This is a genomic window from Streptomyces sp. NPDC002044 (genome assembly GCF_040296725.1).
GTDB lineage: Bacteria > Actinomycetota > Actinomycetes > Streptomycetales > Streptomycetaceae > Streptomyces > Streptomyces antarcticus.
Window position 1 is genome coordinate 15,060 of the sequence record NZ_JBEOXU010000052.1, and the last position, 25,104, is coordinate 40,163.

Here is a 25,104-nt window from a genome sequence, read left to right on the forward strand (position 1 = left end):
TAGGTTTCTCCCCCGTCGAAGGAGCATGCCGTGGCCCTGACCCGAACCGACCGTGAGCTCTTCCTCGCCGAGCCCCATGTGGCCGCGCTCGCCGTGAGCGCGGGCCCCGACGGCGACCGCGCCCCGCTGACGGTGCCGATCTGGTACCAGTACGCTCCCGGCGGCGACCTCTGGGTCATGACCGGCCGGGACTCCCGCAAGGCCGAACTGATCCGGGCCGCCGGCCGGTTCAGCCTGTTGGTCGACCGTGTGGAACCGACGATCCGCTACGTGTCGGTCGAGGGCTCCGTCGTATCGGAGCAACCGGCGGTGCGTGAGCAGCTGGTGGAGATCTCCTCGCGGTACCTGCCGGCGGAGAAGGTGGACGCGTACGTCGACTTCGCCTGGAAGGACCACGGCGAGCAGATCGTGTTCCACATGCGTCCGGAGAGGTGGCTGAGTTCGGACCTCGGCAAGGTCTGACCCACTCCTCCGCGGCCCCGCCCCGCCGCACTCCGGGCGGGGCGGGCCGGGCAGCGGCCACGTCAGCCTCGCCTCCCCGCGCGGCGCCGACCGTCCACGGCGACGCGCGGGCGGGTCAGACCTTCCTGACCACGCTGGACTTGAGCTGCATGGCACCGAAGCCGTCGATCTTGCAGTCGATGTCGTGCCCGTCGACACCGTCGACCAGACGGATGTTGCGCACCTTGGTGCCGGCCTTGATGCCGGACGGGCTGCCCTTGACCTTCAGGCCCTTGACCACGGACACGGTGTCACCGTCGGAGAGCACGTTGCCGACGGCGTCCTTGACGATCCGCTCCCCTGCGGTCTCGCCGGAACCCGAGGCGCTGAGCGGCCATTCGTGCGCGCACTCGGGGCAGACCAGGAGCGCGCCCATCTCGTAGGCATAGGCGCTGGAACAGGCGGGGCAGGCAGGCACGGGGGTCTCGGTCACCGAAACAGTGTATTTCAGGCCATCCGTGCCCATGTGCCTGGGCCGCTCCGCCGCGACGGCGCGGCCCGGACCCGTCCCGCGGCCGGGATCAGAACGCGAAGACGGAGTTCCCGTTCAGGGTCGCGGACATGACGCAGGCGTTGGAGAAGGTGTGCTTCCAGGCGACGCGGCCGCCCTGCCACACACCGTCGGCGGTGACCGTGACGGGGTCGTAGTGCATCGGGCAGGCGCGGTCCGGGTTCGGAGCGGCGAGCAGGCGGTCGAACGTTCCGCCGGCGGCGTTCAGGGCCGCGCAGGCGGCCTTCGGGTCGGGGTGCGTTCCGCGGGCGCTCGGAGCGCAGCTGAGCGTGGAGGCCCGGACGACCGTGGCCGTCGCGTCGTCCCCCTGCGCGACGGTGAAGACCATGGCGGAGGGGGCGTACAGGCTCGCGGGCTGGGCCTCGGCCAGGCCGGCGGCGCCGGCGAGACAGAGGAGGGCAGCGGCGGATACAGCGGCGACACGGTGACGCACGACAAGCTCACTTTCGATTCGTTGGTTGAACGCGACTCTTCTTTTCGATTCCGCGTTCAGATGTGAGCAAGCTTGTCGGATCAAAAGGCAACTGACACCCGAGTGGTCGACTTACGGACAGAGCGTCCGCATAGCGGCAACCGAATGGTCGTTCGGCCAGCTCACGCGGGGTGCGCTCGCTGCGTAGCCGACCGCGAACAGGGGGTGATCGGCGTGCCTGCGTGCCGTGGTGAGCCCGCTGACCTGCGGCCCGCCGCGCGCGGTTCACCGAACGGCCATCCAGCTTGACCGGATCTCTCCGTTCGGGCGGGCGCGGCGGGCCGCGGCGGCGGCGTGCGGACGTACGCCCTCGTCAGCCCGCCAGCTCGCCGAGCAGCGTCCAGGTGCGGCGCCGGTCGGCCTCCCCGGCCAGGTCGGTCCCCGAGAACACCACCTCCGTCGCTCCCGCGTCCCGGTAGCGCCGCACCTCGGCGGCGACCGTCTTCTCGTCGCCGATCACGGCCACGTCGCCGGCCCGCGCGGCGCCGGCGAGTTCCAGGACCCGGGCGTAGGACGGGAACTGCTCGTAGAACGCGAGCTGTTCGACAGCCGTCCGGCGTGCGGACTCGACGTCGTCGGTGACCACTCCGTGGACCATCGCCACGATCCGCGGCGCCGGACGTCCCGCCGCCTCGGCCGCCGCGGTGACGGCCGGGACGATGTGCTCGGCCAGGACGCGGGGCCCGGCGAGGTAGGGCAGGATCCCGTCGGCCAGTTCGCCGCTGGCGCGCAGCGCCTGCGGGCCCATCGCGGCGACCAGCAGCGGTACGCCCGCCTCGGCTCCGGGCACCCGCGCGGGAAGCGGCGTCGTCGCGGTGAGGAGTTCGCCGTGGAAGTCCGCGGTGCCGGTCTCGGTCAACTGCCTCAGTGCGGTGAGGAACTCGCGGAGCCGGGCGATGGGCCGTTCGAAGGGGATGCCGAAGCCGGCTTCGATCAGGAGCTTGGTGCCCAGGGCGAGTCCGAGGTGGTAGCGGCCGTGCGTCGCCGCCTGCGCGGTCTGGGCCTGGCTGGAGACGAGCAGCGGGTGGCGGCCGAAGACCGGGATCGCGGAGGTGCCGACCTCCAGGTCCGGCACCTCCCGTCCGACGATCGCCGCGAGCTGCGCGGAGTCGGCGCCGAAGGTCTGCCCGAACCAGGCGGACCGCAGCCCGGCGGCAGCGGCCTCCCGGGCGAGGAGCACGGTGGCGTCGATCTGGTTCCCGGGGCCGGATGCGTGTAGTGCCAATCCCACAGTCATGTCAGGGAGAACGGCGGCCGGCCGCCGGCCCATTCCGGCTCTCGTGTGACGGTTTCCCGTCGGCTGTGTGTACGGACGCGGTCCGGCGTCACGTTGGCGGTGCTTCCCCTCCGGGCGGGCGGTGTGCGCCGGGTCGGGGAGCAGAGCGGCGGCCGGACCGGTAGACGAGGAGGGCCACGTCGTCCTCGTGGTGGCCGTCGCCGAGGAGGGCGGTGCAGATGTGGTCGGCGACGCGGTCGGGCGGCAGTCTCAGGGTCCCCGTGAGGGCGGCGGCGGCCCGGTCGATGCCGACGTCGATGACCTCGCCCCGACGTTCGACCAGACCGTCCGTGTAGAGCAGGAGGGTGGAGTCGTCGGGGATCGCGGCCGTCGCCTCGGGCCGTTCGCGGCCGGTGACGACGGCGAGCGGAACGGACTGGGCGGCGTCGAGCCGGTGGACGGTTCCGTCCGGTCCGGCGACGAGGCCGGGCATGTGGCCGGCGCTGCTGTAGCGCGCGCTCCGGGTCTCCGGGTCGATCACCGCGCAGAAGACGGTGGTGCAGAAGGCCCCGGGGAGCAGTGCGGCGAACCGGTCCAGGGCCGTCAGGACCCCGGCCGGGCCGTTGTTCTCCAGTAGCAGGGCCCTGGCCGCGCTGCGGAGCTGCCCCATGGTGGTGGCGGCGGACAGGCCGCTGCCGACGACGTCGCCGACCACCACGCCGTAGCGGCGGCCGGGCAGTTCGAGGACGTCGTACCAGTCCCCGCCCACCTCCAGGGTGGAACTGGCGGGCTCGTAGCGGACGGCGAACCCCGCGGGCAGGTCGGCCGGGCCCAGGATCGCGCGCTGGAGGGCGAGGGCGACCTGACGGTGCTCGTCGCTGACCCGCGCGCGGCCCAGCGCCCGCTGCAGATGGCCGGTGAGCTGGAGCATCAGGGTGCGGTCGGCGAGGGTGAAGGGGCGCGGGCGGTCGAATTCGAGCCACAGCAGCGCGTGGTCGGCGCCGTCGTACAGGGGTGCGCCGACGGCGGTCACCGCCGTCGGGGAGCCGGTCGGGGAACCGGTCGGGGTCCCGAGGGCGGCGGTGGTGAACAGGGTCCCGGTGCGGGCGTGTTCGGCTGCGGCACCGGGCGGCAGGGCGGGGCCCGACGGATCCTCCGGGCCGGTGGTGGCGGTGAGGCCGGGTACGGGAACGTCCGGCGGCCCGTCGGTGCCGGGGCTCCCGAAGGGGCCGTACCGCAGGAGGGACACGCGCTCCGCCTGCCAGCAGTCGCGGAACTCGGCCAGGCCGACCCGCACCACGTGCGCGCTGTCGTCGACTCCGGCGAGTAGTCCCGCCAGCCGGGCCACCGCGGCGTCGCGTTCGGCGGTGAGGTGCTGCGCGGTGACGTCGCGCAGGGTGCCGACCAGGAGGTGCGTCCCGCTGTCGCCGTGCCGGTCGCGCAGGGTGTCCAGGGCGACGTCGATCCACAGGCGGTGGCCGTCCCGATGGCGCAGGGGCAGGACGAAGCGTCCGTGACCGTGGGCCCGGACGGTCTCCAGCGCGGCCTCCACGAGGGCGTACCCCTCCGGGTCCTGGCCGGCGGTCGGCCACCAGGGGTGCGGGACGGGCCAGGGCAGGTGCGGCGCCTCGTAGCCGAGGAGCTGGGTGAACGCCGCGTTGACCTCGATGACGGCGTGGTCGGCCCGTGCGACGAAGAAGCCGTCCTGCATGGCGTTGACCAGCGCGGTGCGCCATGCGGACTCGTGGTTGCGCAGGCGGGCCAGGTTCAGGTTCGAGCGGACGCGGGCCAGCAGGTCGGTGGAGGAGAACGGTTTGGCCAGGTAGTCGTCGGCCCCGGCGGCCAGTCCCTCGGCGGCGGCGGCCTCACCGGCACGGGCGGACAGGAACACCAGCGGGGTGCGGGCCGTCGCCGGATCGGCGCGCAGGGCGCGCAGGAGCGCGAAGCCGTCGAGGCCGGGCATCATGACGTCGGCGAGGACGAGGTCGGGCCGCAGGCGGCGGGCCTGGCGCAGCGCCTCGTGCCCGTCGGCGGCCACCACGACCCGGTATCCGGGCTCCAGCAGGCTGGCCAGATAGGTGCGGAGGTCGGCGTTGTCCTCGGCGATGAGCACGGTGTCGCTCCCGTCCCCGTCCCCGCCGCCGCGGAGGGCCGGGGCGGAGGCCGGAGCCGGGGCGGAGGCCGGGGCGCCCCACTGGGCGGCCTCCGCGACGTAGTCGTCGACGACCGTGCCCACGGGCGCGTTCAGGGCCGGTTCCCCGGTCGGGTGCGCGGGGACGCGGACGGTGAAGGCGGTGCCCCCGCCCGGGCGGGGGGCGGCCTCGACGCCGCCTCCGTGGAGTTCGGCCAGTTCCCTGACCAGGGCCAGCCCGACGCCCGACCCCTCGTGGGACCGGCCGGCCGCCCCGCGTACCTGCCGGAACCGCTCGAAGACGTACGGGAGTTCCTCCGGCGGGATGCCCATGCCGGTGTCGGCCACCTCCAGTTCGGCCCATCCCTCCCGGATCCGCAGCGCGACCCGGATCTCTCCGTCCAGCGTGAACTTGACCGCGTTGGACAGCAGGTTGAGCAGGATCCGCTCCCACAGGGCGGGGTCGACGAGCACGGCTCCCCGGTCCGCGGGGCAGTCGACGGTGAACCGGAGCCGCATCCGTTCCACGGCCGGCGCGAAGGAGCCGGCGATGCCGCGCGTCAGCGCCCCGAGTTCGACCGCGACGGGTTCCAGAACCAGCCGGCCGGCCTCCAGACGGCTGAAGTCGAGCAGGGTGTCGACCATCCGGCGCAGCCGCCCCGCGTTGCGGTCGATGATCTCCAGGCGTTCGCGGTGGGCGGGCGGGAGGGGGTGCCGGGTGTCGGCGAGGGCGTCCCGGGCGGGTCCCGCGATGAGCGTCAGCGGGGTCCGCAGTTCGTGGCTGACCCCGGTGAAGAACTTGGTCTTGGCCCGGTCGAGCTCCGCCAGTTCCTCGGCCCGCCGCAGCTGGGCGGCCATGGCCCCGGCGTCGGAGACGGCGGCCGCCAGGTGGCTGGCCGCGAGGTTCAGGAAGCCCCGGTAAGCGTCGTCGAGCACCAGGTCGGGGCTGACTCCGAGGACCACCGCCCCGCGCGGCCGCTCGCCCGGCGTCGTGACGAGGGGCAGCGCCACCGCGGCGTCGGCGGGCGCGGCGTCGCGCGGCGGCGTCCGGGCCGGCACCGCTGCGGCCAGCCCCGTACGGGTTCCCGTGACTCCGGCGGAGACGGCCTGCCAGATCCAGGCGCCCCCGGCGGCGTCGTCTCGCGCGGACGCGGAGACCGTGCGCGGCAGCGGACCCGTGAGCGGCGGCGGTAGCTCCGGGGCGGCGTCCGGGCCGCCCAGACCGTAGGAGGCCACAGCACTGGCCCGGCCGCCGTCCTCGTCCAGCAGGTAGACCACGCCGAAGGGCACGTCGTCGCGGTGGGCGTCGAGGACGCGCACCGCGGCCGCGCAGGCCTCCGCCACATCGGAGATCCGTGCGGACCGGGCCTCGCCGAGTTCGCGCAGCGTCCGCAGCCGGCGCGTGCCGAGTACCTGGCCGGTCGTCTCGGTGACGACGGTGAACACTCCGCCGATCCCGCCGCCGGTCACGGGGACGGCGCTGTAGGCGAAGGTGAAGTAGACCGCCTCGTCGAAACCGTGGCGGCGCAGCGTGAGCCGGAGGTCCTCGTGGTGGGTGGATTCTCCCCGCGCCATGACGTTGCCGATCATGCCGCCGACGACCGGCCAGGCATCGGCCCAGACCGTCGCGCAGGGTTCGCCCAGAGCGGGGTGCTTGGCGCCGAGGATGGGTACGAAGGCGTCGTTGTAGATCATCGCCAGTTCGGGGCCCCACATGACGAGCATGGGGAAGGGCGAGTTCAGGCACACGCCGACGGCGGTGCGCAGTTCCGGGCACCACGTGCCGACCGGACCCAGGACGGTCGTGCTCCACGGGGTGTCCGCCATCAGCCGGTTGAGCGCGCTGTCCGGATCCGCCGCGAGGAGCTCCCGCGGGAACCGCGGCGGGTCCTCGCGGCGCTGGGCGCCGGGCACCTCACCCTTCACGGCCTCCGCCTCCCCTCGTGTCCGCGTTCACGGCGTTCCGGTACTCCCCGCCCAGGTCACGGGGCGGAGCCGGAGCCGAGTCAATAGGACCCGGGGCTCGTGGGCAAGCCGGGGCGTACGGCCGCGCGGCTCCCGCGAGGGCGGCGCCGCCCTCGCGGCCCGGTCAGGGCCGCGGATCTCCCGCGCGCGCCGCCTGGACCGTGGGGAACAGCCGCAGGACGTCCTCCACGCAGACCAGCCGGAACAGACGGGCCACCACGGGGGACGGCGCGGCGATCCGCAGGTCGACCCGCTGGTTCGTGGTGAGCATCAGGCGCAGGAACGAGGAGTCGCTGAAGGTGATGCCGCTGGCGTCCAGGATCACCGCGCGGTGTGCGGACGCGGCGGCTTCGATCTCGGCGGTCAGCGTGCCGATGGTGTCGGCGTCCAGATCGCCGTGCGGGGCGACGACGGGCAGTGCGGGGAGGTCGGCGCTTGTCGGCATGCGCCGATTATGCCGAAGATCCGCTCCGGTGGCCGCGCGGAGCCGGGGAACGCGTCACGGCCAGCCCGGCAGCTCCCTGCGGAGCATCAGTTCGAGCTCGGTCAGCGGATCGCCGGGGCCGAGGCGCTCGGGGTGACCGGGCGGCGGTCCGGCCGGGAGGGGGCCGGTGGGCGGGATCGGCACCGGTGGCGGGGGGACCCACATCCCTCCCGCGGCGACGATCCACGTTCCCAGGACTTTCAGACAGCGCAGCATGGACGACGACATCCGCGGAGCTTCCCCGACTCGGCCAAAGCCGCGCCAAATCCGCAGTTCAGAGCGATTATCACGACGGTGGCGGTCGCGGCGGGACAATGCGGGGCAGCCGAATGATTCCGGCCAATCACGATACGTACGTGCTTTCCCCGATGCGTGGACAGGGCAGGGCCTCCGACAGTGAGGCCGGAGGGACGCGAAAGTGTGTTCCCACAATGTCACGGGGGAATCGATGCGCTACGAACTGCTGGGCCCTCTGCTCGTCTCGAACGGGGCGGCCCACCATTCCCTCAGTGCTCCGAAGATGGAGATGACGCTGGCCACGCTCCTCATCGCGGCCGGACGCGTCACCACCAAGGAGCAGCTGGTCTCCGAGCTGTGGAGCACGGCGCCGCCGCGGCGGGCGTCGGCCGCCGTCCACGTCTACCTGTCCCAGCTGCGCAAGTTCCTCGTGTCCGCGGGCGATCACGCGGGCGACGCCATCGTGACCAAGCCGTCCGGCTACGTCCTGCGGCTGGGCGGCGCCTCCTACGACGTGGACGACTTCCAGCAGCTGACGCGCACCGGCCGGGCCCGGCAGCACGCGGGCCAGTACGAGGCGGCGCTCGAGGCGTTCGAGCGTGCCCTGCTCCTGGTCCGCGGGCCGGTCCTCGACGGCACCGCCGAGGGCCCGGCGCTGTCGGCCTTCGCCACCTGGGTGGAGGAGGAGCGGCTGGACTGCCTGGAGCTGTCCGTCGAGGCGCGGACCGCGCTGGGCCGGCACCGCGAGGTGATCAGCCTGCTGCACGGGCTCATCGCCCAGTACCCGCTGCGCGAGTCCTTCTACCGGCAGCTGATGCTGGTCCTCTACCGCTCGGACCGGCAGGCCGAGGCCCTGCGGGTCTTCCGCTCGGCCCAGAAGGTGCTGCGGGCCGAACTGGGCCTGGAGCCCTGCCGCTCGCTGCGCCGGCTGCACCAGGCGATCCTGACCTCCGACCGGCTCCTCGACCTTCCGCTGGCGGGCTGAGATGTCCCAGGGGCTCCAGCGGGGCCGTACGGAGCCGGAGGACCGCGGTGGCCTCGAGCGGAACGGGGAACAGGAGACCTGGCTGCGGCGGTTCCACCCGGCTCCCGGCGCCGCGGCCGAACTCGTCTGCTTCGCGCACGCCGGAGGGTCGGCCGCGTACTGGTTCGCGCTGTCGCGCCTCCTCACGCCGGCCATCGAGGTGCTGGCCGTCCAGTACCCGGGCCGCCAGGAACGCCACCGCGAGACTCCGGCCGACGACCTCCACGGGCTGGCGGACCGGATCGCGGCGGTGCTGCTCCCCCGCTCCGGCGGGCCGGGACCGCGGCCCCGGCTGTTCCTGGGTCACAGCATGGGCGCGTCGCTCGCGTACGAGGTGGCCGCGCGCCTGGCGGCCGCCCCGGGCGGCGGGCCGGCGGCGCTGCTGCTCTCCGGACGCCGGGCGCCGTCGCGGCCCCGCCCCGGGGCGGACCGGCTGAGCGACGACCGGGCGCTGGTGGCCAAGGTGCGCTCGCTCGGCGGCACCGGTTCCGACCTGCTGGACGATCAGGAACTGCTGGGCCTGGTCCTGCCGGTGCTGCGCGCCGACTACCGGGCGCTGGCCTCGTACGAGCCGACCGCCGGCGTCCCGCTGTCCTGTCCGGTGGTCGGGCTGGCCGGCGACCGGGACCCGGAGGCGCTGCCCGGCGAGGTGAGGGCCTGGGGCGCGCACACGAGCGGTCCGTTCGACCTGCGCGTCTACTCCGGCGGGCACTTCCTCCTCACCGAGCACGCCGCGGCGGTGGCGGACCTGGTCACCGGACTCGTCCCGGACCTCGTCCCGGACCTCGTCCCGGACCCGGCACCGGGCCCGGGCCTCACCTCCCCCGGCCTCGTCCCGGCCGCCGTGCCCGGTCCGGTGCCCGGTCCCCCGGTGCCGCGCGCGTGAGCGGCAGCCTGCTCGCCATCAGCGACCTCCACGTGGCCTACGAGGAGAACGGCGCGGCCCTCGACGCCCTGCGGCCCCGGCACGAGGACGACTGGCTGCTGGTGGCCGGTGACGTCGGCGAGATCCTCTCCGACGTCGAAGCGGCGCTGCGGCTGCTGAGCGAGCGCTTCGCCAAGGTCGTCTGGGTCCCCGGCAACCACGAACTCTGGTCGCACCCCCGCGACCCCGTCACCCTCCGGGGCGTGGCCCGCTACGAGCACCTCGTCTCCCTGTGCCGCGCGCTCGGGATTCTCACCCCCGAGGACCCCTACCCGGTGTGGGAGGGGCCCCGGGGGCCGGTGACGGTGGCGCCGCTGTTCGTGCTGTACGACTACACGTTCCGCCGTCCCGGGGTGCGCGACGAACGGGAGGCCCTGGAGCTGGCCGCCGAGAACGGGGTGGTGTGCACCGACGAGGTCCTGCTCCACCCCGAGCCGTACGCCGGCGCGGGCGACTGGTGCCGGGCCCGGCTGGAGCTGACCCGGCGGCGGCTCGACGCGCTCGGGCCGGGGGTGAGCACCGTACTGGTCAACCACTTCCCGCTGGTGCGCGAACCCACCCGGGTCCTGCGCCACCCCGACTTCGCCCTGTGGTGCGGCACCGAGGCGACCGCCGACTGGCACGTGCGCTACCGGGCCGCGGCCGTGGTCTACGGCCACCTGCACATCCCCCGGACCACGTGGCACGACGGCGTCCGCTTCGAGGAGGTCTCCATGGGCTACCCCCGTGAGTGGCGCCGCCGTGGCAGTCGGCCCGCCGGTCCCCGGCTGATCCTGACGGGCCGTCGCGACGCCGCGCGGGAGACGCCGTGATACGGGAGCTGCTGCCGTCCTGGGCGGTGTCGGCCGAGGCGTACGGGGATCCGCCCGGCGCCCGGCTGCACCCCGCCGAGGAGGCGGTGGTCGCCCGGGCCGTCGCGTCGCGGCGGCGCGAGTTCACGACCGTACGCCACTGCGCTTCGCTGGCCCTCGGTGAACTCGGCGTGCCCTACCGGCCGTTGCTGCCGGGCGTGCGCGGAGCGCCCGGCTGGCCGGCCGGTGTCGTCGGGAGCATGACGCACTGCCGGGGCTACCGGGCGGCCGTGGTCGCCCGGACCCGGGACGCCGTGGCGCTCGGGATCGACGCGGAGCCCGGCGAACCCCTCCCCCGCGGCCTGCTGGACGTGGTCGCGCTGCCCGGGGAGCGGGACCGCGTCCTGGGCCTCCTCGACGCGCGTCCCGGGGTGCGCTGGGACCGGCTGCTGTTCAGCGCCAAGGAGGCCGTCTACAAAGCCTGGTTCCCGCTCACCGGGCAGCTGCTGGACTTCCACGAGGCCGACGTGGTGTTCGACGCCGGGCGCGGCGGCTTCCGGGCCGCCCTGCTGGTCCCCGGGCCGGTGCTGGACGGGCGGGAGGTGCGCGCCTTCGAGGGCCGCTGGGCGGCCGGGTCCGGTCTGCTGGTGACCGCGGTCGCGGTGCCTCAGCCGGCCAGTGCGACGAGCCGGGCCAGCTCGGCGCGCGAGGTCACCCCCAACTTGCTGTAGATCCGGGTGAGATGGGCCTCCACGGTGCGGTGGCTCACGGTCAGGCGTGCGGCGATCTCCTTGCTCTTGCAGCCTTCGCCGGCGAGCGCGGCCACTTCCTTCTCCCGCAGGGTGAGATCGGCGAGGGCGCTTTCGGGCCGGCCGTCCGGCTCGGGGCCGCCCGCGGAGCGGGCGCCGCGGGACGGATCCCGGGTGAGTTCCCGCGCCAGTTCGCGGGCCCGCGCGCCGGCCGGGCTGTCCGGGCCCAGCAGCTCGATCGCCTCCTCGTAGCACTGGGCCGCCTCGGCCGTCCGGCGCCTGCTCAGCAGGGCGTGGCCGCGGGCCATGAGCGCGTGGCCGCTCTGCTCGGCGATGCCGACGGCCGCCGCCGCGTCCGCCGAGTGGGACGCCCACACGGTGATGCCCGCGGCGTCCATGCCGACCGCCTCCAGACCCACCGTGACGGCGGCCGCCGCCAGCAGTTCGTAGCCGCGGGCCGCGAGGACCGCGACCGGCTCGGAGACCCGCCAGGCTTCGCGGCGCGGCAGCAGCAGGGCGAACGCGGCCCCGCCGTCACCGGCCGCGAGGTACGCCTCGGCCTGGAGCAGGGCGTTGATCGGGGTACGCGGTGAGACCAGCGGATCGCCCGCCGCCGGGAGGGCGGCGCGGACCGACGCTCCCCCGCGGCCGAGCTGGGCCCAGGCCGCCGCCGTGATGGCGTCCGAGAGGCCGACGTGGTCGCTGCGGCCGGCGGCGTTCGCCACATCCCGGCACTCCTGCGCCGCCGCCAGCGCGTCGGGCATCCGCCCCGACTGGTAGTGGACGTAGCCGAGGGTGTCCAGGAGCGGCGCCAGCAGGTGGGCGAAGCCACCGGCCCGGACGGCGGCGAGGGCGCGCTCCACGTGGCCGTGCGCGGGCCCGTACCAGCCCATGAGCGCCTCGGCCCAGCTCAGCAGGAGCAGGAGCGTGCTCTCCTGTTCCTCGGCCGGGCGGCCGTCGTCGAGTTCGTCGAGGGTCTGGGCGGCGGCCACCAGGGCCCATTCCGCGGCGCAGGTGTCGCCCGCGACGACCGCGCACAGGCCGCGCAGGGCGAGGGCGCCGGCCGCGGTGACCGGGGCGGCCCCGGCCGTGGCCCGTACGAGCGCCTCGACGTCGGCGCGCGCGGGCACCTGCCCGGACAGCACTTTGGCCACCTGCTGGCGGACCTGGAGCAGGGCCACCGACTCGGGATCCGGTTCGGTCTCGGCGGAGAGCTCGGCGGCGATCAGGCCCTGGGCGTCCTCGTCGCGGCCGAGGGCGGCCAGTACGGCGGCGAAGTACGCCACCGTCGCGGCCCGGGCGGGTCCGGCCTGGACCGCCGGGCCGGCCAGGATCTCCCGGACGAGCAGGCGAACCCGCCCGGCGTCGCCGCGCGCGGCGAGGTGCTGGACCACCGCCTGCCACAGCTCGGCGGCCACCGGCTCGGCGGGCCGCGCGGCGGGGTCGTCCGCGGGCGATGAGGCGGCCCGCTCGGCGGCCGTGGCCTGCGCGGCGCGGTCGAGCCGGATCGCCACGGTCAGCCAGTGCGCCGCCGTCGCGGGGCGGCCCAGGTGCAGGGCGGTCCGGGCGGCGGTGACGAGGTCGCGCCGGTCGGCGCCGCCCGCGCCGGAGCCGGCGCGTTCGATGTGCGGGGCCAGTTCGGTGGCGGGGGCGCCCAGGGCCCGCAGGCAGGCCAGGGCCCGCCCGTGGGCTCCGGCCCGCCAGCAGGCGTCCGTGTCCTCGTAGAGGCTCCGGCGCAGCAGGGGGTGCCGGAAGGCCAGCAGCCCGGGGGTGGTGGCGGGGCGTACGAGGTCGCGGCGGCGCAGCTGCCCCAGGATCGCGCAGCACTCGATCCTGGGGACGGCGGCGACCTCGGCCACGGCGTCGACGGTGAACGTGTCGCCGAGCACCGCCGCCGCCTGGAAGACGGTCCGGGTCACGGCGTCGAGCGGGCCGAGTTCGGCGTGGAGCTGTACCGCGAGTCCGCTCGCGGCCCGGTTCCAGCTGTCGGGTTCCCGGGCGGCTCCCCGTTCGGCGTCGGCCAGGGCCAGCAGGTAGAGCGGGATGCCGGCGGCCCGTTCCCTCAGGTCGGCGAGGCCGGGGCCGTCGGGGGCGGAGCGCAGCAGGGAGGCGCTCTGCGCGAGGTCCAGTCCGGGCAGTTCGACGAGGTCGACGATGCCCTGCTCGACTCCTTCGTGGAGGGCGGCCCGCACGCCGGCGGGCATCTGTCTCGGCCGGTGGGCCACGACCACGGCCAGGCCGCCGGGCACCGGCCAGTGGATCAGCGTTTCGAGGAGTTCGGCGGTGCCGGCGTCCGCCCAGTGGTAGTCGTCGAGGACGAGCAGCACCCCGCCGGGGGCCGTGGCCAGGCAGGCGCCGATCAGCTGGCGCAGTCCGGCGTAGTAGCGGCAGCGGGCGCCGCTGTCCGGGGCGTCCGGGTCCGGTCCCTGCGCGAGGGCCCGGAGCAGCTCGGTCGCCTGCGGGAACGCGGAGCCGGCGGTGTCCTGGGCCTGCCAGGCGGAGAGGGCCTGGATGAACGGGCGGTAGGGGACCGCCGATTCCGCCTCGGAGCAGCGGCCGCGCAGCACCCGGACGCCCCGGTGCTCGGCCTCCCGGGCCAGCGCCGTGAGCAGGCGGGTCTTGCCGGTGCCCGGGTCGCCGGCGATCTCCGCCGCCGCACAGCGGCCTGCTCGCGCAGCCTCCAGGGTCCGCTCCAGACGCTCCAGTTCCACCGTACGGACGGTGGCGGGTGTCGGCTTCCGGTCAAGGGTGCTGGCGGGCACGGCATGTCTCCTTCCCAGCGGGGACGGGGATCGGGCTCGTCCGGCTGACAGCGTACGAGACGATTTCCAGCCTCAACCGGCCTGTAACAGAAGGTTCATGGGGATCGGTGCGACCTGGCCGGGGCCGGGCTTAGGGCTGCTTTAGAGCCCGGGCCGAGCCTGGTGGTCCGACCGGCCGGCGCCCTGCTCACCGGGTCGGCCGTCGCCGGATCGCCCGTCGCCGGATCGCCGGATCGCCGGATCGCCGGACCCATCGGACCCCATCGTGCCCTGAGGAGACGCCAGTGCCCACGCTTCGGGACAACCCCGTCGGACGCGCCGTGTGGCGCCTGCCGCTCGGGGACAGGACGGAACTGCTCGTCGACCTGGCGTCCGGGGAGCCGGTGCTGCGCCGCCTGGACCTGGTGATCGCCGGAACCGGCCGCCATCTGCGGCTGGTGCGCGAGTTCCGGGGGGACTCGCGCGCCGACGAGGGCTTCGGCCCGGGCTGGGCCCTGGCGGCGGGCGAGGGCGGCACGGTCGACGCGGGCGCGGAGCCGGTCGCGGTCACCGACACCCAGGGCCGGGTCACCACCCTGCACCGGGACGGCGGGGGCCGGTTCGCCAAGCTCCTCGATCCGTCCGGTGCGCAGGCCGCCGCGTTCGCGTACGACACGGCGGGCCGGCTGGTGCGCGACCTCGACGCCGTGGGCGCGGCCACCGACTTCGTCTGGGACGACCGGGGGCGGCTGGTGGGGATCACACCGCCGGACGGGGAGCCCGTCCACCTCGCCTACACGGACGGCTCCGCGGTGGCCTCGCTGGGCTGGGCGGGTCCGGACGGACCGGTGCGCGTCGGCTTCGCCTACGAGGAGCGGCGCACCACCCTCACCGGGCCGGCCGGCCGGACCACGGTGCACTCCTTCGACGCGGCCGGCCGACGGGTGGCGGTGACCGACGCCCTGGGCCACACGGCCCGGCAGGAATGGGACGGCGAGGGGCGGCCCACCCGCTCGACCGACGCCGCCGGCGGTGAGCTGCTCCGCGGCTACGACGGGGAGGGCAGGCCGCTCTCGCTGCGGCTGCCGACCTCCGGGGTGTTCTCGGCGGCGTACGCCGATCCGGCGCACCCGGGGCTGGCCGGCTCGCTGCGGGACCCGGGCGGCCACGAACTGCTGCTGGAGCGCGACGGGGCCGGCCGCGTGGTGCGCACCCGCGTCACCGGCCGCGAGGCTCCCCTCGACACCCGGGCGTACGACCCCGGTCACGGCCGGCTCACGGAGCTGACCGACGGCAACGGGGCCACCACGGCGTTCCGCTACGACGACGCGGGCAACCTCGTCCGGGTCGTTCCGCCCGCCCCGCTGGGCACCACCGTGTTCTCCTACGACGCGCTGTCCCGCGTCGCGTCCGTGACGGCGGGCAACGGCCGCACCACGGGCTACCGGTACGACGCCGCGGGCCGGCCCGCGGAGGTGGTCGACGAGGACAGCGGCGAGACCCTGGTCTCGCTGGCCCACGACGGTCTGGGCCGGCCCGTCCGCAAGTCGGGGCCCGGCTGGTCCTACGCGTTCGACTGGGCCCGCAGCGGGGGCGGCGACCGGCTGACGGCGGCCGTGCGGACCGACGGGGACGGGCCGGTGGCGATCCGCGCCGGCTACGACGCGGAGGGGCTGCTCACCGCGCTGGAGGCGCCCGGTGGCCCGGTGCTCTACGGGTACGACGCGGCGGGCCGCCCGGCCTCCGTCACCACCCCGGCGGGGAGCACGGCCCTGCTCGGGCACGACGCGGCCGGCCGGCTGACCTCGGTGGACTTCGGCCCGGCCGTCCAGGAGGTCGCGTACGACGCCTCGGGCCGCCGGACCGCGCTGACCGTACGCGACACGGCCGGGGAGGTGCTGCTCTCGGTCGAGTACGGGTACAGCGCGGGCGGCGGGGCCGACGGCGGCGTGCTGCGGCACACCGTGGTCGACGGGGAGTTCACCGGCTACGCGTACGACGCGCTGGGGCGGCTCGTACGGGCGGGCGGGGTGGAGTACGCCTACGACGCGGCGAACCACCTGGTGCGGCTGGGCGACGTCCGGTTCGACCTCAACGACGCGGGCCAGGTGACCCGGTTCGGCGAGACCACCTTCGAGTACGACGGGGCCGGCAACTTCACCGAGGAGGAGAACCCGACCGGGACCTTCTCCTACAGCCCCACCCGGCAGACGCTCACCGGGGTGTTCGGCGGGCAGCGGGTGGTGGACATCGCGTACGACGGGCTCGGCCACGAGACCCCCCGGCGGATCACCGAGACCACGGTCGACGGGAGGACCGTCACGCACGTGCTGACGCACAGCCACCTGGGGGTGGTCCGCGCCGCCGACGACGGGGTGCCCACCGACTTCGTCCGCGCCCCGGACGGCGCCCTGCTGGCGGTGCTCACCGCCGACGGGCGGCACTACTGGGCCGTCACCGACCAGCAGGGCTCGGTGCTCGCGCTGCTCGACGAGCAGGGGGCCCTGGCCGCCCGCTACCGCTACACCCCGCACGGCGCGGTGACGGCCACCGGGCCCGCGGCCGCGGTGAACCCGTTCCGCTACCGGGGCGCGTACCAGCTGCTGCGCAGCGCGCACGTGCTCGACCACCACCTCTACAACGGCTTCTGGGGCCGCTTCACCCAGCCCGACCCGACCGGCCGCCAGTACGCCCCGTACACCTTCTCCGACAACGACCCGCTGAACAGCGGGACGTGGACGCGCGGCAGTTTCTGGGCGGTGCTGACCCGGACGCACGAGGCCGCCACCGACGTCTTCTTCCCCTCGCCCGGCGCCGGCACGGGCACCGACGGCCCGTTCACCGGGCCCCTCACGGGGACGGGCACCAGCCCCGACCGGCCTCCGCTGGTCGCCGGGGCCCTTCCGCCCCGGACCGTGTGACACCCCCATCCCCCGTCCCCCATCCCCCATCAGGTTCCCCCTCATTACTCATGGCAAGGAGACAGGCCCATGGCTGACCAGATCGTGATCCGCGTGCCCAAGGAGATCGTCGTCAAGGTGGTCGACGACGTGGAGGTGGCGGATCCGCAGATCGGCCAGACCGGCACCTTCGACGACGAGCTGTTCGACGAGTCGGGCAAGCTCATCGGCACCTCGCACGGCTCCTTCCGGATCGCGTACGTGCGCCCGGACGACGGCGGCCTGCTGACCTACTACACGGAGGACATCACCCTCGACGACGGCACGATCCACGCCGAGGGCTGGGCCGACTTCAACGACGTGCGCACGAGCGAGTGGGTGTACTACCCGGCCACCGGCACGGGCGGCCGCTACGAGGGGCTGACCGGGTTCAGAAAGTGGCGGATGACCGGTGTCCGGGCGTCGGCGGAGGCCCGGATCCTGCTGTCCGACTGACGGCCGGCCGACGGACGCCCGGCCGGCCGGCGACGACGCGACGCACGTGACGTGACGTGACGTGAAGCTATGAGGAGAGAGCACTGATGACCGGTCGGGACGTACACATCCTGTCGGCGGCCTCCGCGCTGCCCGGGCCCGCCGTGGACAACGCCGCGCTGGCCCGGCGGTTCGGCATGGACCCGCTGTGGGAGCAGTGGGTCGAGGTCTTCATCGGCACCCGGTCCCGGCACCTGGCACTGGACCTGGAGACGGGGAGGCTGACGAGTTCGCTGGCGGACCTGGCCGAGGAGGCCGGACGGCGGGCACTGGACGCGGCGGGGCTCACGGCGCGGGACGTGGACGCGGTGGTGCTGGGCACCGCGACCCCCGACCGGCTGATGCCGGCCACGGTCAACATCGTCGCGGACCGGCTCGGCATCGACGGGGTGCGCACCTTCCAGTTGCAGTCGGGCTGTTCCGGCGCGGTACAGGCGCTCGACATCGCGCAGCAGATCCTGCGGAGCGGGAGCGGCCGCCGGGTGCTGGTGCTCGGCGGCGACGTCATCGCCCGCTTCTACGACGTCACCGCCGACCTGCGCCGGGCCGCGCCCGCCGAGCTGGTCAACTACGTGCTCTTCGGGGACGCGGCGGGCGCGGCGGTGCTCTCGACCGATCCGGGACCGCGGCCGGGCTCGGCCCGGGTGCGGAGCCTGTTTACCCGTCTCGTCGGGCTGGGCCGGGAGCCCGGCGCGGTCCTGGAGTGGTACGGGCCGGCCGACGACCGCGACAGCGGCGGGCCGGCCGCGAGCGAGGACTACAAGGCCATCGAGGAGCACGTGCCGGTGATGGCCGAGGAGGTGCTGGCCGAACTGCTGAACGACGCGGGCTGGAAGCCCTCCGACGTCGACCTGCTGCTGCCGCCGCAGTTGTCGGGCCGGATGACCCGGCTGATCTCGCAGCGGCTGGGCCTGCCCGCCGCCGAGGACGTCTCGGTCGTGGACGAGGCGGGCAACAGCGGCAACGCGATCGTCTTCCTCCAGTTGGAGCGCGCGCTCGCCGGGCCGCTGGGCCCGGGCCGGCGCGCGGTCGGCATCTCCATCGAGTCCAGCAAGTGGATCAAGTCCGGTTTCGCACTGGAGGGGAACTGACATGGCGGCGGACTCACTGGCCGCGCTGCACCGCGCGGGTCACCTGGCCGAGCGCTATCCGGCCGTCCAGGGGCTGCTGGCCCAGGTCCCTGACGAGGAACTGATCAAATACGGGCGGCTGTTGGCGCGGCTGGATCCGGACGAGGTGCTGGCCGCCCATCCGGCGGTGCCGGCGCCGGTCGTCGCGGTCACCGGCCACGGCACGCTCGCGGCGCTCGTTGCGGCGCTCACCGCGGAGTTCGCCCGGCACGGGCTGCTGGCCCGGGTGCGGCTCTCGGAGTTCGACAGCTGGGTCTTCGATCTGGCCGATCCGGACAGCGCCCTGTACGCGGCCCGGCCCTCGCTCGCCGTGTGCGTACTGGACCCGGCCGTCGTCACCGACGAGCTGCCCCTGCCCTGGGGGGTGGCGGACGTGGAGCGGGTGCTCACGGAGAAGCTGGCCCTCGTGGAGCGGGCCGCCGCCGTGTTCGCGGGCGCCGCGCACGGAGCCACCCTCGTCCTCAACACCCTTCCGCTGCCCAGGGAGCTGACCGCTCAGCTGGTCGACCTGCGTTCCCGGGCGCGGCTCGGCGCGCTGTGGCGGGAGGCCAACGTACGCCTGCTGCGGCTGTCCGAAGAGCGGTCCGAGGTGGTGACGGTGGACTTCGATCCGCTGCTCGCCGAGGGGATCGCCGCCCGCGACGTGCGCCAGAGCGTGTACGCCCGGGCGCACCTGTCGGATGCCCTGCTCGCCGCGCACGCCCGCGAAGTGGGGCACCTGGCACGGCAGTCGGCGGGCGGCGGGAAGAAGGTGCTGGCGCTGGACCTCGACAACACGGTGTGGGGCGGGGTGCTGGGCGAGGTCGGGCAGGAGGGCATCGAGACCGACGGCGGTTACCGGGGCGGTGCCTTCCACCGGTTCCAGCGGGTGGCCAGGCAGCTCGGCTCGCAGGGCGTGCTCCTGGCCGCGGTCAGCAAGAACGACCTGGAGCCGGTGGTCAGGGCGCTGCGCGAGCATCCCGGTCTGGCACTGCGCGAGGAGGACTTCGTCCAGATCCGGGCCAACTGGCTGCCCAAGCACGACAACCTGACCGAACTGGCCCGGGAACTGAACGTCGGCGTCGACAGCATCGTCTTCGTCGACGACAGCCCCTTCGAATGCGGCCTGGTCCGCCGGGAGCTGCCCGGGGTGGCGGTCGTCCAGGTGGACGAGGAGCCGGCGCTGCACGTGGGGCGGCTGCTGGCCGAGGGCTGGTTCGACGTCCGGCGGCTCACCGCCGACGATCTGGCGCGCCCCGCGCGCTATCGCCAGGAGCAGGCCCGGCAGGACTTCCTGGACTCCTTCGACTCCCTGGACGGCTACCTGCGGGAGCTGGACGTGTCGGTGACCGTGGCCGACGCCGAGCCGGCCCAGTACGCCCGGGTGTCGCAACTGACGCTGCGCACCAACCAGTTCAACCTGACCACCCGCCGGCTCCAGCCGGCCGAGGTCGAGGCGCTCGCCGAGGACCCGTCGGCCTCGGTGCTGACCGTGTCCTCCTCCGACCGGTTCGGGGACAACGGGCTGGTGGGCGCGGTCCTGCTGCGCCGCGACGGGGACACCTGGCACATCGACAACTTCCTGCTGAGCTGCCGGGTGTTCTCCCGCGGCATCGAGGCGGCGGTGCTGGCGGCCGTACTGGAGCACGCGCGGGGGGAGGGCGCGGCGCAGGTGCTCGCGGGCTACCGGCGCAGCGCGAAGAACGGCAAGGTGGCCGACTTCTATCCGCGCTCCGGCTTCACCACCGTGGCGTTCGACGAACGGTCGGCCGCCTACCGGCACGGGCTGGACCCGCTGCCGCGCCCCGCGGACCACATCCGTCTGACCGCGCGGTTCGAGACCGCGCTCCTGGAAGGGAATCCCTCGTGAAGACCGTGGAGGACTTCGTCGTGCTGTTGCGGGACGAACTCGCGTTGTCCGTGAGCGCCGAGGACCTCGACCGCGGCCTGGACAGCGTCGAGTCCTGGGACTCCGTGCACCTGCTCGCGCTGTGCACGGCCCTGGAGCGGGAGACCGGCCGGCCGCTGTCGCTGGCCGCCGTCCTGGAGGCGCCGACCCTTCAGGCGCTGTACCGGCTGGCCGTGGCGCCGTGACGCGGGCCGGTACGGACGCCGCGGCCGGCGCCCCGGGCGAGCCGCTCCCCCGTCAGCGCCACCACACGCTGTTCTTCCTGGAGGTGGTCCGCGACTTCTCGCCCGTCTACCTGGACACCGAGGTCGACATGAGCCGCGTGCTGGCCCACCGCGGGGCCGCCCGGGAGGCCGAGGGCGTACGGTACGGGACCACCGCGTACGTCCTGCGGGCCGCGGGCCGGGTGCTGGCTCGGCACCCGGACGCCAACGCGGCGATCCAGGGCGGTCCGCGGCGGCCCCGCGTCGCCCACTACCCGTTCGTCAACGGGAAGCTGGCCCTGGACCGGATCCTGGACGGCCGGCGGGTGGTCCTGGGGACCGTCGTGCCGGGGCTTCAGGACGCGGAACTGCCGGCCATCCAGGCGCACCTGGAGCGGATCCGGGACGGGGACGCGGACCGGCTGGAGGACTTCGAGGGGATCCGGGCCCTGCACCGGCTGCCCTGGACCGAGGGGCGGCGCGCGTTCCGGCGGGCCGCCGGGTCGCTGGCGTTGCGGCCCCATCTGACCGGGACCTTCTCGGTGACCTCGCTGGGGCACCGCGCGGTGGACTCCTTCCACTCGGTGGGCGGTACGACGACGACGTTCGGCGTCGGCCGGATCCTGGACCGGCCCGTCGTACGGGACGGGGAGGTGACCGTCGCCCCGGTGGCACGGCTGAGTCTGGCGTTCGACCACCGGGCGATCGACGGCGCGGAGGCCGCCGACGTGCTGACCGAGGTGAAGGAGGCACTGGAGGCCGTATGAACGACATCGCCGAGCTGAAGAACTTCGTGGTGGCGCACACCCGTTCCCAGGGACTGCCGCCCGAGCACTACGATCCGCTGCTGGCCCGCGTCCGGCACGACCGGGACGGGGAGCCCGGCTCGTGGGCGTTCGAGTGGAGCGCGGAGGGTGCGCGCCTGGCGGACGCCGGGAAGCTCCTGGAAGCGTCCGTGCACTACAACATGGCCCGTTTCCCCTTCGTCGACGGCCCCGCCAGGGCCGCGGCCCTGGAGCGCTGTACGGGCGCGTTCGCGGGCTGGGCCGCCGCCTTCCCCGCCCTGCGGCGGCTGGACGTGGAGCTGCCCGGGGGGCGGATCCGGTGCTGGACCGCCGGTCTGGACGCGGAGGTGCCGAGGCCCCTGCTGGTGATGACGGGCGGCATCGTGTCGGTGAAGGAGCAGTGGGCGCCGGTGCTGCTCCAGCTCGGGCAGCTCGGCTTCGCGGGTGTGGTGACGGAGATGCCGGGGGTGGGCGAGAACACCCTGCCGTACGACGCGGACAGCCACCGGATGTTCTCCGCCGTGCTCGACGCCGTCGGGGACCGGGCGGACACCTCGCGCACCTTCGCCCTGGCCCTGAGCTTCAGCGGGCACCTGGCGCTGCGGGCGGCCCTGTCGGACCGCCGGATCCGGGGTGTGGTGGGGGCGGGCACGCCGCTGCACGACTTCTTCACCGACACCGAGTGGCAGCGCGGGGTCCCCCGGGTCACCACGGACACGCTCGCGCACCTGGCCCGTACGACCCCCGGAGAGGTCTACGGACTGGTCAAGGACTGGGCGCTGAGTCCCGGGGAGCTGTCGGCGCTGGACATCCCGGTCGCGCACGTGACCAGCCTGCGCGACGAGATCATCCCGCCGGGCGACGCACGGCTGCTGCGCGAACGGGTGCGTTCGGTGCGGCTGCTGGCCCACGACGACGTGCACGGCTCCCCGCTGCACTTCGCGCAGACCCGGCTGTGGACCCTGTTGTCGGTGCTGCGGATGCGCGGCGGGTACGGGGAGCAGCGGATCGCGCTGACCCGGGAGTTCGCCCGGCTGCGCTACGCGCCGGCGGTGCGGCCGTGAGCGCGGCGGCGGCCGCGCCGGCGGATTCGCGGTGTCTGCGCAGTGTGCTGGGGCGGTTCGCGACCGGGGTGGTCGCGGTCGCGTCGGGGGATCCGCGGACGGGCGAGCGGGCCGGGCTGGCGGCGAACTCGTTCTGTTCGGTCTCCCTGGACCCGGCGCTGGTGTCCTTCTGCGTGGCGCACACGAGCGGCAGCTGGCCGCGGATCCGGGCCGCCGGGCTGCTGGGGATCACCATCCTGGGTGCGGACCAGCGGGAGGCGGCGACGCGGCTGGCGGTGAGCGGCTCGGACAAGTTCCGGGGGCTGCCGTGGACCGTGTCGCCGGGTGGCGCGCCGGTGCTGGAGGGCGGGCTGGCCTGGCTGGAGTGCGTCATCGAGGCGGAGCATCCCGCGGGCGACCACGTGATCGTGGTCGCCCGGGTGCTCCGCCTCGACGCGTCGCGGGAGGGCGAGCCGCTGCTGTTCTTCCGGGGCGGGTTCGGGCGGATCAGCCGGTGACGCCGGCACCGGGTGCGGTGCCGGCCGCGGTGCCGGCCGCGAACGCGCGCAGGAAGGTGTCCACGCCCGCGGTGACGATCCGCCGGACCTGGTCCGGGTCGAGCGGCCGGGTGCCGAGGGCGCTCAGGCCCGGCAGTTCCTCGTAGACGAGGGCGATGAACTGGTTGGCGGCCCGCTCGGGGTCCTCGATCCGCAGATGGCCCGCGTTGGCGAGGCGGGCGAGGCGGCCGGCGAGGGCGTCGGTGAACTGGTTGGGGCCGCTGGCGCGGACCGCGTCGAAGAGGTCGGGAAAGCGGACGGCCTCCGCGTACAGCAGCCGGCGCACCGACTCCGACTGCTCGTCGCAGTAGCAGTCGACCAGCTTGTGGGCCACGTCCTCCAGGCCCGGCCGCAGGGCGTCCGGGTCGGTGGGAAAGGTCTCCAGCACGTCGAGGGTCTTGGCGTTGGAGCGGGCCGCCGTCTCGGTCATCACGTGCCGGAAGAGGTTCTCCTTCGACCCGAGGTGGTTGTAGATGGTGGGCTTCGCGACCCCCGCCTCGGTGGCGATGAGGTCGATGCTCGCCTGGCTGTAGCCGACGCGCGCGAACACCCGCAGGGCCGCCTCCACGATGGCCCGGCGCTTGTCCATCCGGCCCCGGTCCACCGGGGCCTCTCTCGTTCTCGGGCTCTCGTTCGGGGTCTCGCCAACGCTCATGCCGCCATGCTACCGTCCCAACCATAAAAATGAACTACCCAGTTCAAATTGATGGGTACACCGGTTCAAAGGAGTTTCCGTGTCGGTAGCAAAGACGGCGGAGAGCAACCCCGCCCGGCTCGATTCCGGGCTGCTCACCCTGCTCGGCGTCATGGTGCTCGGCGGGATGATGTCCTACCTGGACGCGACGATCGTCAACGTCGGCATCAGCACGCTGGGCGGCGAGTTCAACGCCACGCTCGCCACCATCGAATGGGTCACCACCGGCTATCTGCTCGCGGTCGCGCTCGCCATCCCGCTCGCCGGATGGGCGCTGGTCCGGTTCGGCGCAAAGCGGATGTGGCTGCTGGGCCTCACCGTCTTCCTCCTCGGCTCCACCCTGTGCGCCTTCGCCTGGAACGCCGAATCGCTGATCGCGTTCCGCGTGCTCCAGGGCCTCGGCGGCGGCATGATCGACCCGATCATGATGACCGTGGTCGCCGGCGCCGCCGGACCCCAGCGCATCGGCCGGGTGATGGGCCTGATCTCCGTACCGATCACCCTCGGCCCGGTGGTCGGCCCGATCGTCGGCGGCCTGCTGCTGGACAGCCTGTCCTGGCAGTGGCTGTTCCTGGTCAACATCCCCTTCGCGCTCGCCGCGATCGTCCTGGCCGTCAAGGTGCTGCCCGCCGACCCGCCGCCCAGTGGAGAGCCGGTGCCGCTCGACGTCGTCGGCGTGTTCCTGCTGTCCCCCGGCTTCGGCGCGCTCGTGTACGCCCTGTCCCAGGCCGGAGCACACGGCTTCGGCAGCGTCCAGGTCGTCGTCGGACTCGCCGTGGGCGTCGCGCTGTTCGCCGCCTACGCCGTACACGCCCTGCGGACCGACAAGACACCGCTGCTCGACCTGCGGCTGTTCGCGAGCAAGGGCTTCAGCGCCAGCGTCACCACCATGTTCCTGCTCGGCGGCGGCCTGTTCTCCCTGCTGTTCCTGCTGCCGCTCTACTACCAGCAGGTCCAGGGGCACGGCGTGCTCCAGTCCGGTCTGCTGCTCGCGCCGCTCGGTCTCGGCACGCTGATCGGCATGCCGCTCGCCGGCAACCTCGCCGACCGGTTCGGCGCGCGGGTCCTGGTCCCGGCCGGTTCCGTGCTGATCGGCGCCGGCGCGCTGGTCTTCACCCAGTCCGGCCCCGGAACCTTGCAGGTCCTGCTGACCGTCGCCCAGTTCGCCACGGGCTTCGGCATGGGCCTGGTCGGCGCGCCCACCATGGGCTCGGTGTACCGGACCGTACCGGGCGACGCCGTCGCCGGAGCCACCGGCGCCGTGTTCATCCTCAACCAGATCGGCGCCTCGCTCGGCATCGCCGTGGTCGCGCTGATCCTCCAGGGCGGCGGGGCGCACACCGCGCCCACGAACGAGACCTTCGGCAACGCCTTCTGGTGGCCCGTCGCCGCGGCCGTGGTGGTCTTCCTCGCCGGTCTGCTCCTGCCGGGCCGCCCGCAGCCGGCCCCCGAGGCCCCGGCGCCCGCCGCGGCCGAGCCGGTGCCCGACCGGGCCTGACCACCGGACGGCTCCGTCCCGCCTCCCCTCCGGCCGGGGGGGGGGGGGCCCCCCCCCCCCCGCCCCCCCCGGGCCGGGGCCCCCCCGGGGACCCCCCGGGGCCCCACCCGCCGCCACCCCCCCAC

Annotated in this window: 22 protein-coding genes; 14 read left to right on the forward strand and 8 right to left on the reverse strand. The window is 74.5% G+C overall.

All coding sequences use genetic code 11. The annotated features are described in order from the left end of the window. The first annotated feature begins 30 nt into the window (after window positions 1–30). A complete protein-coding gene (locus ABT106_RS15575) occupies window positions 31–462 on the forward strand; it encodes a pyridoxamine 5'-phosphate oxidase family protein (RefSeq protein WP_351277007.1) in 432 nt (143 codons plus the stop codon). Between the two features lie 115 nt (window positions 463–577). Here the strand turns inward: ABT106_RS15575 and ABT106_RS15580 are convergent, their stop codons facing one another. From ABT106_RS15580 to ABT106_RS15605, 6 genes are all read right to left on the reverse strand, one after another. Next, window positions 578–934, reverse strand: coding sequence for a zinc ribbon domain-containing protein YjdM (locus ABT106_RS15580; RefSeq protein WP_351277010.1), 357 nt, complete (start codon window positions 932–934; stop codon window positions 578–580). A gap of 88 nt (window positions 935–1,022) precedes the next feature. After that, window positions 1,023–1,445, reverse strand: coding sequence for a subtilase-type protease inhibitor (locus ABT106_RS15585; RefSeq protein ID WP_351277013.1), 423 nt, complete (start codon window positions 1,443–1,445; stop codon window positions 1,023–1,025). A 352-nt stretch (window positions 1,446–1,797) separates the two neighbouring features. After that, window positions 1,798–2,721, reverse strand: a complete 924-nt coding sequence (locus ABT106_RS15590) for an LLM class F420-dependent oxidoreductase (RefSeq protein ID WP_351277016.1) — start codon at window positions 2,719–2,721, stop codon at window positions 1,798–1,800. A gap of 88 nt (window positions 2,722–2,809) precedes the next feature. Further along, on the reverse strand, window positions 2,810–6,757 hold the full coding sequence (locus ABT106_RS15595; protein WP_351277019.1) for a SpoIIE family protein phosphatase: 3,948 nt from the start codon (window positions 6,755–6,757) through the stop codon (window positions 2,810–2,812). Between the two features lie 163 nt (window positions 6,758–6,920). Continuing rightward, window positions 6,921–7,241, reverse strand: coding sequence for an STAS domain-containing protein (locus tag ABT106_RS15600; RefSeq protein WP_351277021.1), 321 nt, complete (start codon window positions 7,239–7,241; stop codon window positions 6,921–6,923). A gap of 54 nt (window positions 7,242–7,295) precedes the next feature. Then, entirely contained in the window at window positions 7,296–7,508 is a 213-nt protein-coding gene (locus ABT106_RS15605; protein WP_351277023.1) for a DUF6059 family protein, read from the reverse strand. Window positions 7,509–7,728: 220 nt separating this feature from the next. Here ABT106_RS15605 and ABT106_RS15610 point away from each other — a divergent pair, with 220 nt between their 5' ends. The 4 genes from ABT106_RS15610 to ABT106_RS15625 are packed head-to-tail and all read left to right on the forward strand — an operon-like array spanning window position 7,729 to window position 10,988. Beyond that, complete coding sequence (locus tag ABT106_RS15610) at window positions 7,729–8,502, forward strand: AfsR/SARP family transcriptional regulator (protein WP_351277026.1); 774 nt, start codon at window positions 7,729–7,731, stop codon at window positions 8,500–8,502. A 1-nt stretch (window position 8,503) separates the two neighbouring features. Beyond that, complete coding sequence (locus ABT106_RS15615) at window positions 8,504–9,427, forward strand: thioesterase II family protein (protein WP_351277028.1); 924 nt, start codon at window positions 8,504–8,506, stop codon at window positions 9,425–9,427. Beyond that, entirely contained in the window at window positions 9,424–10,278 is an 855-nt protein-coding gene (locus ABT106_RS15620) for a metallophosphoesterase family protein (protein ID WP_351277031.1), read from the forward strand. Before ABT106_RS15615 ends, ABT106_RS15620 begins: the two co-directional genes overlap by 4 nt. Further along, window positions 10,275–10,988 (forward strand): 4'-phosphopantetheinyl transferase family protein, encoded by a 714-nt coding sequence (locus tag ABT106_RS15625; RefSeq protein WP_351277034.1) that lies wholly within the window; start codon window positions 10,275–10,277, stop codon window positions 10,986–10,988. The genes ABT106_RS15620 and ABT106_RS15625 overlap by 4 nt, the downstream gene beginning before the upstream one ends. Here ABT106_RS15625 and ABT106_RS15630 read toward each other — a convergent pair. Next, a complete protein-coding gene (locus ABT106_RS15630; RefSeq protein ID WP_351277037.1) occupies window positions 10,925–13,768 on the reverse strand; it encodes an ATP-binding protein in 2,844 nt (947 codons plus the stop codon). The two genes, ABT106_RS15625 and ABT106_RS15630, sit on opposite strands and share 64 nt — an antisense overlap. Window positions 13,769–14,052: 284 nt before the next feature. Here ABT106_RS15630 and ABT106_RS15635 point away from each other — a divergent pair, with 284 nt between their 5' ends. From ABT106_RS15635 to ABT106_RS15670, 8 genes are all read left to right on the forward strand, one after another. Further along, on the forward strand, window positions 14,053–16,668 hold the full coding sequence (locus ABT106_RS15635; protein WP_351277040.1) for a DUF6531 domain-containing protein: 2,616 nt from the start codon (window positions 14,053–14,055) through the stop codon (window positions 16,666–16,668). A gap of 69 nt (window positions 16,669–16,737) precedes the next feature. Further along, complete coding sequence (locus tag ABT106_RS15640) at window positions 16,738–17,142, forward strand: allene oxide cyclase barrel-like domain-containing protein (protein WP_351277043.1); 405 nt, start codon at window positions 16,738–16,740, stop codon at window positions 17,140–17,142. A gap of 86 nt (window positions 17,143–17,228) precedes the next feature. Continuing rightward, a complete protein-coding gene (locus ABT106_RS15645; protein ID WP_351277045.1) occupies window positions 17,229–18,272 on the forward strand; it encodes a 3-oxoacyl-ACP synthase III family protein in 1,044 nt (347 codons plus the stop codon). 1 nt (window position 18,273) lies between these two features. Then, entirely contained in the window at window positions 18,274–20,160 is a 1,887-nt protein-coding gene (locus ABT106_RS15650) for an HAD-IIIC family phosphatase (RefSeq protein ID WP_351277048.1), read from the forward strand. After that, a complete protein-coding gene (locus tag ABT106_RS15655; RefSeq protein ID WP_351277050.1) occupies window positions 20,157–20,384 on the forward strand; it encodes a phosphopantetheine-binding protein in 228 nt (75 codons plus the stop codon). The genes ABT106_RS15650 and ABT106_RS15655 overlap by 4 nt, the downstream gene beginning before the upstream one ends. Then, window positions 20,381–21,169, forward strand: coding sequence for a 2-oxo acid dehydrogenase subunit E2 (locus ABT106_RS15660; RefSeq protein ID WP_351277053.1), 789 nt, complete (start codon window positions 20,381–20,383; stop codon window positions 21,167–21,169). The genes ABT106_RS15655 and ABT106_RS15660 overlap by 4 nt, the downstream gene beginning before the upstream one ends. Then, entirely contained in the window at window positions 21,166–22,251 is a 1,086-nt protein-coding gene (locus ABT106_RS15665; protein WP_351277055.1) for an alpha/beta hydrolase, read from the forward strand. Before ABT106_RS15660 ends, ABT106_RS15665 begins: the two co-directional genes overlap by 4 nt. Continuing rightward, on the forward strand, window positions 22,248–22,748 hold the full coding sequence (locus ABT106_RS15670) for a flavin reductase family protein (protein WP_351277057.1): 501 nt from the start codon (window positions 22,248–22,250) through the stop codon (window positions 22,746–22,748). Before ABT106_RS15665 ends, ABT106_RS15670 begins: the two co-directional genes overlap by 4 nt. On the opposite strand, the gene ABT106_RS15675 is transcribed toward ABT106_RS15670, so the two are convergent. Next, on the reverse strand, window positions 22,738–23,442 hold the full coding sequence (locus ABT106_RS15675; protein ID WP_351277059.1) for a TetR/AcrR family transcriptional regulator: 705 nt from the start codon (window positions 23,440–23,442) through the stop codon (window positions 22,738–22,740). The two genes, ABT106_RS15670 and ABT106_RS15675, sit on opposite strands and share 11 nt — an antisense overlap. 79 nt (window positions 23,443–23,521) lie before the next feature. On the opposite strand from ABT106_RS15675, the gene ABT106_RS15680 reads away from it, so the two are divergent. Then, window positions 23,522–24,979, forward strand: coding sequence for a DHA2 family efflux MFS transporter permease subunit (locus ABT106_RS15680; protein ID WP_351277062.1), 1,458 nt, complete (start codon window positions 23,522–23,524; stop codon window positions 24,977–24,979). Window positions 24,980–25,104: the final 125 nt, after the last annotated feature.